Below are 13912 nucleotides of genomic sequence, written 5' to 3' on the forward strand. Positions count from 1 at the left end.
GTTCAGAGTTTTTTATGTCGACCGAGCTGTTTAACGCCGCCGAGCATCAAGCCAGCACTTTGTATCTGCCGCCGGGCGCCTGGCTCACAGTGCTCGATTGTTTGTGCGGACACTTTCGGGCCATCAGCCGTGAGCAATGGCTTGACCGAATTGCCCGGGGCCGTGTGCTGGACGCCCACGGGGCGCCGATCAGCCCACAACTGGCTTACAAAGAAGGCCTGCGCATTCACTATTTTCGTGAAGTGCCCAACGAGACACCCATTGCGGCGCAAGAAACCATCCTGTATGCCGACGAGCATCTGGTGGTGGCGGACAAACCGCATTTTCTACCCGTGACCCCGGCGGGTGAATACGTTGAACAGACGCTGCTGCGTCGTCTCATCCGTACGCTGGATAACCCGCATCTGGTGCCGCTGCACCGTATCGACCGGCATACCGCTGGTCTGGTGTTGTTTTCGGCCAATCCGGCCAGTCGTTCGGCTTATCAGTCTTTATTTCCCACGCGCAAGATCGAAAAGCGTTACGAAGCCATTGCCCGCGCCTTGCCTGAACTTGAGTTGCCGCGCGTGCATGAAAGCCGTTTGGTGGAGGGCGAGCCGTTTTTCCGCATGCAGGAAGGGCCGGGCGTCAGTAATACGCAAACCCGTATCGAGGTCTGTGAGAAAAAGGGTGATTTATGGCGTTATGCGCTGTACCCGGTAACGGGTAAAAAGCATCAACTACGGGTGCACATGGCGGCGCTGGGGGCAGGGATTTGCAATGACCCGTTCTATCCGCAGGTGATCAAGGACGCGGTTGATGATTACGCCAAACCGCTGAAATTGCTGGCGCAGGGTTTGCGCTTTGCAGACCCGCTGACGGGTGAAGAGCGTTTCTTCGAGAGCCGGATTCATCTGGATTGGTAGTGGTTGTGCCTTCATGCCTTAAATAGCCAGCAGTGAGCCTGACTTGCGATGCAGCGCCAGTGGCTTGGGTGGTTCGGTGATATACCGCGTTAATCGAGTGTCTGTAAAAAACAAAACCCGCACGAGGCGGGTTTTGTTTTGAGTACGCAAGCGCCAGGGCTTACAGCTCTTTAACGGTACGAACCTGATCCTTGTTGATGCGGGTGGTTTTACCGTCCAATTGCTTGAACTGGTAGAAACCCGAGTCTTCATCGTATTTAGGGGCATCGACTGTCTGGATTTCGCGGCCGTCGTTCAGCGTGATCACGGATGGCGAAGCACAGCCAGCAAGGGCGGCCAGGCCAGCAGTGAGCATAAGAGCGGCGAGAGTCCGATGAGTCATTGTTTATCTCCAACAAATAAAAGTGCTGATAGTAATCACTGTCCTTGAGACGTATACATCGTCAGCAAGTTCCTTGGCTAGTCTCACAAGGGCAGCGTGGGCTGTTATTTAAGAAAGTGCGCGGTGTTGAAGTTACTCAGGCGTGGATCATGTTCGCTGCATTGCAACGCTCGCGTATTGAGCTGGAGCATGATTTTGCGCGGGCTGCGTTCGCCCGCTTGCCAGGCGGCTTCGAATGCCGGGGCCGATGCGGTCGGAATCACGCAGAACAAGGGCTCCCAGTGTTCGCCCTGACGCACCATGACCGGTTGATCCGGTGAGTGAGCGGCGGTGTCGATCAGGGTCCTGAGTAAATCGCTGTCGATCTTGGGCACATCGCACGCCAGCACCAGCAGATGCGAATGCCGGGCAACCGCCAAACCTGCACGAATGCCCGCCAGCGGGCCGTCAAAGTCATCGTTGTCATCGCTGACCACTCGATCGGCATACGTGGCGTACTGGGCGTGGTTGCGATTGCACGAAATGATCAGGTCATCCGTCAATGGACGTGCAGCCCGCTGAACATGGGCAATCAACGGCAAACCCTGCCAGATCACCAAGCCTTTGTCCTGACCGCCCATGCGCTGGCCGCGGCCACCGGCCAGCAGCAAAATCGAACTGTGAAACGGGTGCATGGATTGACTCCGCTCAGCCAGGCAAAAGAAGGGCGTGATATAACATCGGACTGTTTTTCCTACAACTGGACCTCGTCTATGAAAGCCAAGGTTGATACGCCTTTTGTCCCTCTAAACATCGCAGTTTTGACCGTCAGCGATACCCGCACTCTGGAAACCGACACCTCTGGGCAGGTCTTTGTCGACCGCCTGAACGAGGCTGGGCATCACTTGGCGGCGCGGGTACTGCTCAAGGATGACCTCTATAAAATTCGCGCGCAGGTCGCCACCTGGATCGCCGATGATGAGGTGCAAGTGGTGCTGATCACCGGCGGCACCGGCTTTACCGCCCGTGACAGCACGCCAGAAGCGGTGAGCTGCTTACTGGATAAGCAGGTGGATGGTTTTGGCGAGTTGTTCCGTCAGATATCGGTGGCCGACATCGGCACCTCGACCGTGCAATCACGGGCCTTGGCCGGTTTGGCCAACGGCACGCTGGTGTGCTGCCTGCCGGGTTCGACCAATGCCGTGCGCACGGGCTGGGACGCAATTTTGGCCGAGCAACTGGACGCCCGCCATCGTCCTTGCAACTTTGTCGTGCACTTGAAGCAGGCCCCGGCCTGTGAAACCCGTGGGTAAGCCGGGGCGCACGGGTGAGCTGATGCCCGTAGAGGTGGCGCTTGAGCGATTGCTGGCGCTGGCCGAAGCCGCACCGATCCGCGAGAGCGAGTCAGTGCTTTTGGCCGAGAGTGACGGTCGGGTTCTGGCCAATGACCTGATCGCGACCCTGGACTTGCCGCCGTGGCCCAACAGCGCCATGGACGGTTACGCGCTTAACCTGGCCGATTGGACTGGGGCGCCGTTACCCGTCAGCCAGCGGATTTTCGCCGGTCAGGCCCCTGAGCCCTTGGCCCCCGGAACCTGCGCGCGAATCTTCACCGGGGCCCCGGTCCCGGCGGGTGCCGATTGCGTCGAGATGCAGGAAAACGCTCAGGTGCAGGCCAATGAGCGGGTGCTGTTCACCGAGGCGCTGCGTGTGGGGCAGAACATTCGCCCACAGGGTCAGGAAACCACGGTTGGCGAAACCGTGCTGCCTGCAGGCACGCGCCTTGGCCCTATCGAGCAAGGGCTGGCGGCGTCCTTGGGGTGCGCAACCCTGCAAGTGATTCGCCGCGTCAAGGTCGCTGTGTTGTCGACCGGTGATGAATTGATCGAACCGGGCCAGCCGCTGGGGCCGGGGCAGATCTACAACAGCAACCGCGTGTTGCTGTGCAGTTGGTTGACGCGCCTGGGCTGCGAAGTGGTCGATGCGGGCATCTTGCCCGATGACTTACCCGCGACCCGCCAGCGTTTGGCTGAGCTGGGGGCGGTCGATCTGATCTTGTCCACGGGTGGCGTATCGGTCGGCGAGGCAGACTTTTTGGGTCTTGCCCTGCGCGAAGCGGGCGAGTTGGCCCTATGGAAGCTGGCAATCAAGCCCGGAAAACCTCTGACCTTCGGGCACTTTCGTGGCGTCCCGGTGATTGGCTTGCCGGGCAATCCAGCCTCGACCCTGGTCACATTTGCCCTGTTGGCCCGGCCCTACCTGCTGCGCCGTCAGGGCGTGCAAACGGTTGAGCCGCTGAAGTTTCAGGTGCCCGCCGGGTTTGTCTGGCCCAAGCCGGGCAATCGCCGCGAATACCTGCGCGGCCGCCTGGAGCAGGGCCGGGCCGTCATCTACAAAAACCAGAGTTCGGGTGTTTTGCGCAGCGCCGCCTGGGCCGAAGGGCTGGTCGAAGTGCTCGAACACAGCACACTGGTCGAAGGTGATGGGGTTGGATTCATCCCGTTGAGTGAAGTGCTGGGTTAAGCCGGCACCTCCCATTCCCCGTAGGAACTGGCGAAGGCTGCGATTTTGGGTCTTGGTTTTTGCCCCAGGAATCAAAAGATCGTAGCCTTCGTGCCTCGACAGCCCCCTGCGTGGCTACGGTTTTTCGACACGCCCATACCTATCCGTGAAGCGCACGATGTCGTCTTCGCCCACGTACTCCCCGCATTGCACCTCGATGATCACCAAATCAACGTCTGCCGGATTTACCAGGCGGTGCTGACGGCCGGGTTTGATAAAGGTCGACTCGTTACAGCCCAACACAAATGCTTGATCGCCATTGGTCACCTGTGCGGTGCCGCTGACGACTATCCAATGCTCGCTGCGATGACGGTGCAGTTGCAACGACAGCGCGCCCTGAGGCTTTACCACTATGCGTTTGAGTTTGAAGCCCGGGCCTTCCTCCAGCACGGTGTAGCTGCCCCAGGGCCGGATCACGGTGCGGTGCAGGCGATAGGCGTCGTGGCCTTGCTGTTTAAGCGCCTGAGCGATGTATTTGACGTCCTGAGTGCGGGTTGCATCGGCGACCAGCAGGGCGTCCGGGGTGTCGATGATAATCAGCTTATTCAGGCCAACCCCGCCGACCAGGCGCGTGGGCGAGTCGATATAGCAGTTATGCACATCGTGCAGCACGCTTTCGCCCGTGCAGTGGTTGCCATTGGCATCAGCAGGGCTCAAGTCACTGACGGCCTGCCAACTGCCAATATCGCTCCAGCCAAGTTGACAGGGCACCACGGCGACTTTTTTCGAGCATTCCATTAACGCGTAGTCGAGGGAAATATCGGGTACCAGAGCGAAGGTTTGACTGTCGAGTTCGAGATGGCGATGCTGTTGGCCCCCAAATATTTGGCTGTTAACCAGGCAATGGCTGACGGCACTCACTATGTGCGGCGCGTGTTTGTTGAGTTCTTGCAGCAGGCTGTCGACGCGCATGCAGAACATGCCGCTGTTCCATAGGTGCTGACCACCCTCCAGGAACCGTTGAGCCGTTGTGGCATCGGGCTTTTCAACGAAACGTGCTACCTCAAAACCATTGCTGCTGAGCGCCGGGCCCTTTTCTATATAGCCAAAACCGGTCTCGGCCCGGGTCGGCAAAATACCGAAGGTCACCAGCCAGCCTTGGTCTGCCAGTTGCCGTGCATACTCGACCGCCTGTTTGAAGGCCGCAACGTCAGTGATCAAGTGATCGGCGGGCAACACCAGTAGGTGTGTCTCTGCGCCGTAGCGTTCGGCTATTTGCAACGCGGCCGCTGCAATGGCAGGGGCGGTGTTGCGGCCAAATGGTTCAAGAATGAACTCTAGCGCCACGTCGCTATCATTTATCGGGCGATAGTCATCGAGCGTGCGGAAAAACACGTCGCGGTTGGTCACCGTCAGTAACTGCTGCACTCCTGGCAACTCGATGGCGCGCATAAAGGTTTTTTGCAGCAGGCTCTCGCCATCGGGCAAACGCATAAATGGTTTGGGCATGGCCTCACGCGACACCGGCCAGAGTCGAGTGCCCGCGCCACCGGCGATGATGCAGGGGATGAGTGTGCTCACTCAGAACGCCTCCAGGGTTAATGGGCTGCTGTTGGGGGGAGAAGTCTGACCGGTTCCGGCGCATTGAGCGACTCGTTGGCGCCCGCGAGTGGTTATTTGGCAAATAAATCATGAAAGTTGGGTCTTTTTTGACTGGCTGTTGTCCAAAAAAATCAGACTCACCAGGAGATGACGCATGAGTGCAGGTAAAGCATTTTTGATTTTGCACGGCAAGCAAGCGATGAACGAGGACGTTCGGGCTGCGGTTGAGCATCAACGTTCAATGGGGCGCGAGCTGGCGGTGCGCCTGACCTGGGAAGCCGGTGACGCTCAGCGTCTGGTGCACGAGGCGCTAGCCGCGGGCTACACCCAGTTGATTGCCGGTGGCGGTGACGGCACTTTGCGCGATATTGCCGAAGCCATGGCGCTCGCGGACACCACCGCCAGTCTGGTGCTGTTGCCGTTAGGCACGGCCAATGACTTTGCCCGTGCCGCGGGTGTTTCTCTGGAACCTCGCGAAGCGCTGGCGTTGCTGGATGCTCCGGCCCGGGAAATTGATCTGGGCGAAGTCGGCGGGCAATACTTTTTGAACATGGCCACGGGTGGGTTTGGCAGTCAGGTCACCGCCAATACCTCCGAAGACCTGAAGAAAGTTCTCGGAGGTGCCGCCTATTTGTTTACGGGGCTGTCGCGTTTCAGCGAATTGCAGGCCGCGTATGCAGAGTTGCAAGGCCCGGATTTTCACTGGAAAGGTGAGTTGTTGGCGCTGGGGATCGGCAATGGGCGTCAGGCGGGCGGCGGGCATGAGTTGTGCCCGCAGGCGCTGGCTGATGACGGGTTGCTGGATGTGAGTATCTTGCCGGCCCCACAAGAGGTCGTGGGAACCCTTAAAAACCTCATGGCCGATGGTTGGGGGCTGGATAACCTGTTCGTCCGGGCGCGTTTGCCATGGGTTGAGATCAAGACGGCTCAAGGTTTGTCACTCAATCTGGATGGTGAGCCGTTATCCGGCGAGAGCTTGCGCTTTACCGCACGCAAAGGCGCGCTGAGGGTGCACATGCCTGAAGCATCGCCGTTGCTGAGCCTTGAACCATGAAGGGTGTCATATGGCCATTATATTTGGCGGCAGGCGTTTTGCGGGGTAAAGAATCGGGGCGTGGGGTCGATAGCCTTTGATCTTTAGCACCTACGCCCAGGAATAATCTATGGCCGGCATTCTCGACACGGTAGACCAGCGAACGCAGTTGGTGGGTGAAAACCGACTGGAGCTTCTTATGTTTCGCCTCGCGGGACGCCAGTTGTTCGCGATCAACGTGTTCAAGGTGCAAGAGGTGTTGCAACTGCCAAAGTTGACCTTGATGCCGCACCGCCATCCGCATGTTTGCGGGGTGGTTAACCTGCGTGGCAAGACGCTGCCGGTGATTGATCTGTCCCAGGCCATCGGCATGCGGCCGGTGGTGCCGGGGCCAGACAGCACGATTATCGTGACCGAGTACAACCGGTCGATACAGGCGTTTCTGGTCGGCAGCGTAGACCGGATCGTCAACATGAACTGGGAAGCCATTTTGCCGCCGCCGAGCAGCGCCGGGCGCCAGCATTACTTGACCGCCATCAGCAAGGTCGACGAGCAGTTGGTCGAGATCATTGACGTGGAAAAAGTGCTGGCCGAGATCGTGCCGTATAACGCCAAGGTGTCGCGCGAGAAGCTTGAAGATCCGGTGCTGGAGCGTGCCCGCGGGCGTGAAGTGCTGCTGGTCGACGATTCCAGCGTGGCCCTGGCGCAGTTGCGCGAAACCCTTTCGCAACTGGACATCAAAATGCACATCGCCAGTGATGGCCTCAAGGCTTTGACCCTGCTCAAGCGCTGGGCCGATTCGGGGCAGGTGATGACCGACAAATTGCTGATGGTGTTCACCGATGCCGAAATGCCGGAGATGGACGGCTACCGTCTGACCACAGAAATTCGTAATGACCCGCGCTTGCGCGAACTGTATGTGGTGCTGCACACCTCGTTGTCGGGCAGCTTCAATGAGTCGATGGTGAAGAAAGTGGGGTGTGACAATTTCCTCTCCAAATTCCAGCCGGATAAATTGGTTGATGTCGTGCGTCAGCGTTTAATACTTGATGAAGTGCCTGCCTGATCCGACGCAACCAGCAGATCTTTGCAGTGGCTAGCGGCTCGTATACTGTGGTTTTTTTATCTCGCAGGGAGCTGTGCCCATGCTTCGCCTAAGTGCGCTTTATCGTTTTCCACTCAAATCCGGCAAGGGTGAACGCCTGTCTCAAGCCCGACTCGACAAGTTGGGGCTGGTCGGTGATCGCCGCTGGATGTTGGTGGACGAAGTGAGCGGGCGATTTCTGACGCAGCGCGCTGACCCCCAAATGAGCCAGCTGTCTGCCCTGTGGAATGCTGGCGAAGGTCTGACCTTGAGCGCACCAGGTTTTGATTCTTTGGAGGTTGCACTGCCCCATCCTGATCAGCATTTGCGAGGAGTCACCCTCTGGCGTGACACTTTGCGTGTGCCGGATGCCGGGGATGAGGCGGCGCAGTGGCTGAGCCGCTTTGTCGATAAGCCGGTGCGATTGGTGCATGTGCCGCTGGAGCGGGCGCGCACGACAGAAGCGGGCTACGGGCACGACGATGACAAAGTGGCGTTCGCCGATGGCTACCCGTTGTTACTGATTGGGCAGGCTTCGCTCGATGACATTTCCAGCAAGGTCGGGCGCCCGATGGAGATGCTGCGTTTTCGTCCCAATCTGGTGATTGAAGGCAGCGAAGCGTTTGCCGAAGACGGTTGGAAGCGCATCCGCATTGGCGATGTTGAATTTCGTGTGGTCAAGGCGTGCTCGCGCTGCATCCTGACCACCATCGACCCGCAAACCGGCGAGCGTGACGCCAATCGCGAACCGCTGGCGACCCTGATGACCTATCGCAAACAGGCAGACGGCATCATGTTCGGGCAAAACCTTGTGAATGACGGCGAGGGCGTGTTGGAAGTCGGGATGCCGGTCACAATCCTGGAATAACCCCGAGCCTCTAACGGTAGGAGCAAGCTCGCTCCTACCCAGGGTTTGAGTGATTACTGATCATCAAAATAGCGTTCATGCCAGTCAACCAACGGCTGTGGCACGTTGAGTTTCTGTCCGTAGATCACCGAATAAGACAATACGTTCTGCACGTATTGACGGGTTTCGTCGAATGGAATGCTCTCAATCCATACATCAAAGCCCAAGTGGTTAGCCCCTTTGAGCCACTGTCGGACACGGCCCGGCCCTGCGTTATAGGCGGCAGATGCGAGCACCCGATTGCCGTTGAACTGGCCATGCACCTGACTCAGGTAAGCAGCGCCCAGCTGGATATTCTTGTTCGGGTCCAGCACTTGCTGGGGCGAGGCCAGCGGGATGCTGAACTTGCGTGCAGTCTCTTTGGCGGTAGCCGGCATCAATTGCATCAAACCGCTGGCGCCGACCCCGGAACGGGCGTCGTCCATAAAGGCACTTTCCTGACGCGTAATGGCGAAAACCCAGCTTGAGTGCAGCCCTCGCACTTTAGCTTCGCGCACCAGAGTGTCGCGGTGCGCCATGGGGAAACGAATATCCAGATCATCCCAATATTGCGCCTGACTGATGGTGCGGATGGCCGGGAAATACCACTTCAGGTCGTAAGCCAGCTTGGCTTGGGCGACCATTTCGTCACGATTGAAATGGCGGCTGACGTAATACCATTCGCGCCGACCGTCGACCACTTGACCGCGCGCATGGAACTCCAAGGCACGCTGCACGCCCGGCGTGTTGCGCACTTTGTTGACCAGTTGCGGGCTGAGCATCAGCGGTCGGTTGTTGAGCTGATAAGGCGTTTGCGCCCGATCAGCGGCGAGGAAGCCGTAGAAGTCACGTTCCTTGGCGACGCTTTTGAGCAGCACCAGCGCTTGCGGGTTTTTCGGTTCGGCCAATTCCAGGCTGCGAGCTTGCCAGTAACGCCAGCGGTTGGTGGTTGCCAGGTCTTGCGGCAGCTTTTTGGTCAGCTGGTAGGCGTCTTCCCAGCGCGCGAGGCGCAGCAGCAGGCGCAGGCGCCATTCGGTGACGGTGTTGTCCCGCAGCTCCGGGTCGTACTTGGTCATGATGTCCAGGCCGCGGCTGTCGTAGCGGCGGGCGAACGTCAGGCCGATTTCTCGGGCGATGGACACTTTTTCGTCACGTGAAAAGTGCATGTTAGTGGCGTATGTGTCGAGCAGTGCCGCAGCCTTTTCCGGGTCTTGGCGTGCCAGGCGTCGCAGGCCAAGGCCGACCGCGTCCGACATGGCCTCGCTGGCCGGGACAAAGCGTGACGGCTGGCTGAGCATGTCGGGCTTCTGCGCCACGTCGATCATGAGCTTGGCTTGTGGGCCCAAGGTGGTAAGGCCACTGGCCAGCGACGTGGCCAGCCCATAATTGCGTGCTTCGGCGGCAAGTTTGACCCGCTGCCAGCGTTTTTGCTCGGTCAGTTGGCCTTCGGCTGCCCATTGGCTGAACAGCGCATCACAGGCGGCCGGTTGCGCCTTGCCCACCAGCCAGAGCTTCTCGGCGTTGGCATAGCCTTCGGCCTTAAGGTTGTGGTTGAGCTGATACTGGCCGTTCAGGCAATCGAGTTCGGTGAAGTTGAGCTTGGGGTCGTAGTACTTGGCGAAGGTGGCCCAATCGCCACGGTCTGCCAGCCAGCGCAGCCAGCGCAGTTTCATCCAGTTGGCTTGCGGCAGGTCGCCATGCTCGGCCAAAAACTGCTCGATCTCGGTGTTGCTGGCAGACTTCAGGCGGGCGGTCAGTTCGTCATACGCCAAGTAAGGTGTCAGTGGGTAGCTGCGCAGGGCCGCGGCATTTTGAAAATAAGGGCCGGAGTCACCTTTGGCCAAGGCACGTTTGGCGTCGTCGTACAGTTGGCGTTGTTGAGTCAGGTCTGCGGCCAGCGTGGATTGCACGGCGCAGCTGGTGAGAAGCAGGCAGGATAAAAAGTTGAAAAGACGACTGCGCATGAGGCTTCCGGACAGGTAAAGATCACGACAAGTGCGAGGTGGGCCGCACTGATTGCCTCCTAGCTTAGCCTTTTGCCAGCGAGCCGTGAAAGCCTTGCCGGCCAACCGGTCCAACTTGCAACTAAATGAGGGGCTGGGACGCCCGTACAAGAAATACCCGGCCGCCTGCGGGCTCAAATCAGGTAGAATGCGCGCCCAGTTTTTGGAGAAGCTCATGACCCTGCTCAAATTCAGCGATGTGTCCCTTGCTTTCGGCTCTACGCCGTTGTTGGACAAGGTGTCCTGGCAGATCGCCCGTGGAGAGCGGGTGTGCATCATCGGCCGCAATGGCACCGGCAAGTCCAGCATGATGAAGCTGGTAAAAGGTGACCAGAAACCCGACGACGGCTCTGTCTGGCGCGCACCCGGCCTCAAGATTGGCGAGTTGCCGCAAGAGTTGCCGGTAGCCGACGAGCGGACCGTGTTCGACGTTGTGGCCGAAGGCCTGGACGGTGTCGGCGAGTTGTTGGCTCAGTACCATCACCTCAGCCAGAACATCGTCACCGATGCCGACCTGGACAAATTGATGCATGTCCAGCAAGACCTTGAAGCCCGTGACGGCTGGCGCTTGCAGCAACTGGTCGACAGCACGCTGAGCCGCTTGCAGTTGCCAGCTGACAAAACCCTCGCCGAATTGTCCGGTGGCTGGCGTCGCCGCGTCCTGCTGGCGCAAGCACTGGTTTCCGAGCCGGATCTGCTGCTGCTCGACGAACCGACCAACCACCTGGATATCGGCGCAATCGCGTGGCTGGAAGAGGCCCTGAAGGACTTCCAGGGCGCTGTTCTGTTCATCACGCACGACCGTTCCTTCTTGCAGAACCTGGCCACCCGGATTCTTGAGCTGGACCGTGGCGGCCTGATTGACTGGAACGGCGACTACGCCAGCTTCCTGGTGCACAAGGAAGCCACCCTGGCGGCAGAAGAAACCGCCAACGCTTTGTTCGACAAGCGTCTGGCTCAGGAAGAAGTGTGGATTCGTCAGGGCATCAAGGCTCGTCGTACCCGTAACGAAGGCCGCGTTCGCGCCTTGAAAGCCCTTCGGGTAGAGCGCAGCGAGCGCCGTGAGCGCACGGGCAAGGCCAACATTCTTTTGGACACCGCCGACAAGTCCGGCAAGCAAGTGATGGTGCTGGAAAACGTCAGTTTTGCTCACCCGAACGGTCCGTTCCTGATCAAGGACTTCTCGATGGTGCTGCAGCGCGGCGACCGTATCGGTCTGCTGGGCGCCAATGGTACGGGTAAAACCACACTGTTGAAGCTGATGCTCGGCGGTCTGCAACCGACCGACGGCAAAGTTGAAGAGGGCACACGTATCGACGTGGCGTACTTCGACCAATTGCGTCATCAGTTGGACCTGGAAAAAACCGTGATCGACAACGTGGCTGAAGGCCGCGACTTTATCGACATCGATGGTCAAAGCCGTCACGTCCTCAGCTACCTGGGTGATTTCCTGTTCAGCCCTCAGCGTGCCCGCACGCCGGTCAAGGCGCTGTCGGGTGGTGAGCGTGCGCGTCTGTTGCTGGCCAAGCTGTTCAGCAAGCCGGCGAACTTGCTGGTCCTCGACGAACCGACCAACGACCTGGACGTAGAAACCCTCGAGCTGTTGGAAGAAGTGCTGCTGACCTTCCAGGGCACCGTATTGATGGTAAGCCACGACCGGGCATTCCTCGACAACGTGGTGACCAGCACCCTGGTCTTCGAAGGTGAAGGCAAGGTGCGTGAATACGTGGGCGGTTATCAGGACTGGCTGCGTCAGGGCGGCTCGCCGCGCCTGCTGGGCGTCACCGAGAGCAAGTCCGGAAAAGCTGACTTGAACTCGGCGGTGGTGACTGCCGCACCGGCTCCGGCCGCTGCACAGCCTGCACCTGCGGCCAAGAAGAAACTTAGCTACAAGCTGCAGCGTGAGCTGGAAGCGTTGCCGGCTGACATCGAGGCCAAAGAGCAAGCCATTGCGGACGTTGAAGCTGAAATGGCGAAAGCGGATTTTTATCAGCGCCCGGCTGCGCAAACGGCCGAAGTCATCGCCAAGCTGGAAAAGCTGCAAGCCGAGCTTGAGCAATTGGTTGAGCGCTGGGCTGAGCTGGATGCCTGATTGACCGCTGGCTGAAATGAAAAAGCCCGGCCCTTTTACCAAGGGTCGGGCTTTTTTGCTGTTGCCGGGCGGGGTGCAGCTCTTGACTGAGCAGCATTAATCTTTAATCAGCTTTTTTCAGGCTCACGGCCAATACGTCGCACGGCGCGCCATGCAAAACGTCATTGGCGGTGGAGCCCAGCAGCAATGCCAGTCCGTGGCGGCCATGACTGCCGACCACAATCAGTTCGCAGCCGTGCTCTTTAGCGAAGCCGTGTATCTCCTGGCGTGGCTGGCCATATTTGAGGTGGCAGTTTTCTTTGTTCAGTTGCGGGTATATGTCTATCAACCGATCAAGGCGTTCTTTGGCTTGGTCGAATTGTTGTTGCTGCAATTGCGACAGATCCATCGGAACATCGCCGCCAAAGGCCATTGCCATCGGCTCAACGATATGGATGAGTGACAGTTTTGCATGGTTGGCTTCAGCGCTGGCGCTGGCGCGATAAATTACCGGGTCGCATTCTTCGGTCAGGTCGACGGCAACCAAAATATGTTTGTAGGGCATCGGCGAGGTCATGTGAAGCGCTCCTGTAAATGGCGATTAGTTATGAGTATGACCCCTTTGTAGAGGCTTGGATCGGGGGCAACTCGTTTATCAGGTAATGAGAGTAGAAATATGACGGTATGGATAGTGGTGTCAATCCTGGCGCTGGTTCTGAGCCCTTTGGCATGGCTGCGTCCTTCGCGGCGCCAAAGTGGTCGAATGGCATTGCGGATGGAGGCGCGGCGCATGGGGTTAGCAATGCAACTGGCGAGCCAGGAATGGCCGCATTGGCTCGAACCCGAGCCGCCGGGGTCTTGCGCGCAATTCCATCGCCCGCGGCGCAGTACTAAACCTGAAACATGGTGCTATTGGCAATCATCGCCAGGAATATGGGTCAATCAGTGGCGTGAAGAGTGTGTCGATGAGCGCCTGTTGGCGCAGTTTAAAAAGCTGCCGGCGAATGTGTACAAGGTCGAAGCCGGGACCCAGATGATTGCCTTGTACTGGGGTGAGAAGGGCGAGCCAGACGTGCTGAAGGCGATTGATGAAGTGCTTAAGGCGCTGGCGTAAATCTGTCTGTATCTTCTGTGGGAGGCTGGCTTGCTGCCCACACGCAGTGCGCTTGAGCGCCGCTGTGCAAAAACGCTGTCTATTCTTGTTTGTTGTTTGACCGGTTTTAAAGTGACCGGCGAGTCGTTTTGTCATCGTTGTTTCGGACAATTGACAATCGATGGCTTTTCCGTGAAGGTGTCCACACCCAAATCAAACGGGCGTATGAATTGAGTGTTTGTCTTGTCAGGCAGCGCTCGCAGAACCCCGATTATCGCGTTGGCGGGTGTGCCTGGCGGATTGGCATCAACATTGACGCAAAGGTCAATGACAGCCAGACGCTAGCGTCCGACGTGTACTGTTCAGCTTCCA

General features: G+C 58.5%; 13 protein-coding genes. 8 read left to right on the plus strand and 5 right to left on the minus strand.

Features of this window, described 5'->3' with window-relative positions; translation table 11 throughout:
* The first annotated feature begins 14 nt into the window (after window positions 1-14).
* On the plus strand, window positions 15-905 hold the full coding sequence (locus ACIQYF_RS17935) for a pseudouridine synthase (RefSeq protein ID WP_402864506.1): 891 nt from the start codon (window positions 15-17) through the stop codon (window positions 903-905).
* A gap of 160 nt (window positions 906-1065) precedes the next feature.
* On the opposite strand, the gene ACIQYF_RS17940 is transcribed toward ACIQYF_RS17935, so the two are convergent.
* Together ACIQYF_RS17940 and mobA are read right to left on the minus strand one after the other, a co-directional pair.
* On the minus strand, window positions 1066-1287 hold the full coding sequence (locus tag ACIQYF_RS17940) for a YgdI/YgdR family lipoprotein (RefSeq protein ID WP_402864508.1): 222 nt from the start codon (window positions 1285-1287) through the stop codon (window positions 1066-1068).
* Window positions 1288-1391: 104 nt separating this feature from the next.
* Complete coding sequence (mobA, locus tag ACIQYF_RS17945) at window positions 1392-1961, minus strand: molybdenum cofactor guanylyltransferase MobA (RefSeq protein WP_402864510.1); 570 nt, start codon at window positions 1959-1961, stop codon at window positions 1392-1394.
* A gap of 78 nt (window positions 1962-2039) precedes the next feature.
* On the opposite strand from mobA, the gene moaB reads away from it, so the two are divergent.
* The gene (moaB, locus tag ACIQYF_RS17950) at window positions 2040-2579 is read left to right on the plus strand and encodes a molybdenum cofactor biosynthesis protein B (protein WP_402864512.1); all 540 of its coding nucleotides are present in this window, start codon (window positions 2040-2042) and stop codon (window positions 2577-2579) included.
* A 22-nt stretch (window positions 2580-2601) separates the two neighbouring features.
* The gene (glp, locus tag ACIQYF_RS17955) at window positions 2602-3789 is read left to right on the plus strand and encodes a gephyrin-like molybdotransferase Glp (RefSeq protein WP_402864593.1); all 1188 of its coding nucleotides are present in this window, start codon (window positions 2602-2604) and stop codon (window positions 3787-3789) included.
* A gap of 114 nt (window positions 3790-3903) precedes the next feature.
* Here the strand turns inward: glp and ACIQYF_RS17960 are convergent, their stop codons facing one another.
* Window positions 3904-5349 (minus strand): mannose-1-phosphate guanylyltransferase/mannose-6-phosphate isomerase, encoded by a 1446-nt coding sequence (locus ACIQYF_RS17960; RefSeq protein ID WP_402864514.1) that lies wholly within the window; start codon window positions 5347-5349, stop codon window positions 3904-3906.
* Between the two features lie 175 nt (window positions 5350-5524).
* Here ACIQYF_RS17960 and yegS point away from each other — a divergent pair, with 175 nt between their 5' ends.
* From yegS to ACIQYF_RS17975, 3 genes are all read left to right on the plus strand, one after another.
* On the plus strand, window positions 5525-6424 hold the full coding sequence (yegS, locus tag ACIQYF_RS17965; protein ID WP_402864516.1) for a lipid kinase YegS: 900 nt from the start codon (window positions 5525-5527) through the stop codon (window positions 6422-6424).
* Window positions 6425-6533: 109 nt separating this feature from the next.
* Window positions 6534-7469, plus strand: coding sequence for a chemotaxis protein (locus ACIQYF_RS17970; protein WP_402864518.1), 936 nt, complete (start codon window positions 6534-6536; stop codon window positions 7467-7469).
* 79 nt (window positions 7470-7548) lie between these two features.
* Window positions 7549-8355 carry an MOSC domain-containing protein gene (locus ACIQYF_RS17975; protein ID WP_402864520.1) on the plus strand — a complete coding sequence of 269 codons (807 nt, stop codon included), beginning with the start codon at window positions 7549-7551 and terminating at the stop codon, window positions 8353-8355.
* A gap of 53 nt (window positions 8356-8408) precedes the next feature.
* Here ACIQYF_RS17975 and ACIQYF_RS17980 read toward each other — a convergent pair whose 3' ends face one another.
* Window positions 8409-10337: a transglycosylase SLT domain-containing protein gene (locus ACIQYF_RS17980; protein ID WP_402864522.1), complete on the minus strand. Its 1929-nt coding sequence runs from the start codon at window positions 10335-10337 to the stop codon at window positions 8409-8411.
* Between the two features lie 214 nt (window positions 10338-10551).
* Between ACIQYF_RS17980 and ACIQYF_RS17985 the strand changes: the two genes are divergently transcribed.
* A complete protein-coding gene (locus ACIQYF_RS17985; RefSeq protein ID WP_402864524.1) occupies window positions 10552-12468 on the plus strand; it encodes an ATP-binding cassette domain-containing protein in 1917 nt (638 codons plus the stop codon).
* A 103-nt stretch (window positions 12469-12571) separates the two neighbouring features.
* Here ACIQYF_RS17985 and ACIQYF_RS17990 read toward each other — a convergent pair whose 3' ends face one another.
* A complete protein-coding gene (locus tag ACIQYF_RS17990; protein WP_402864595.1) occupies window positions 12572-13012 on the minus strand; it encodes a universal stress protein in 441 nt (146 codons plus the stop codon).
* Between the two features lie 111 nt (window positions 13013-13123).
* Between ACIQYF_RS17990 and ACIQYF_RS17995 the strand changes: the two genes are divergently transcribed.
* Window positions 13124-13561 (plus strand): hypothetical protein, encoded by a 438-nt coding sequence (locus ACIQYF_RS17995; RefSeq protein WP_402864526.1) that lies wholly within the window; start codon window positions 13124-13126, stop codon window positions 13559-13561.
* The last annotated feature ends 351 nt before the right edge of the window (window positions 13562-13912 follow it).

It is taken from the genome of Pseudomonas sp. NPDC096917, from assembly GCF_044762555.1.
GTDB lineage: Bacteria > Pseudomonadota > Gammaproteobacteria > Pseudomonadales > Pseudomonadaceae > Aquipseudomonas.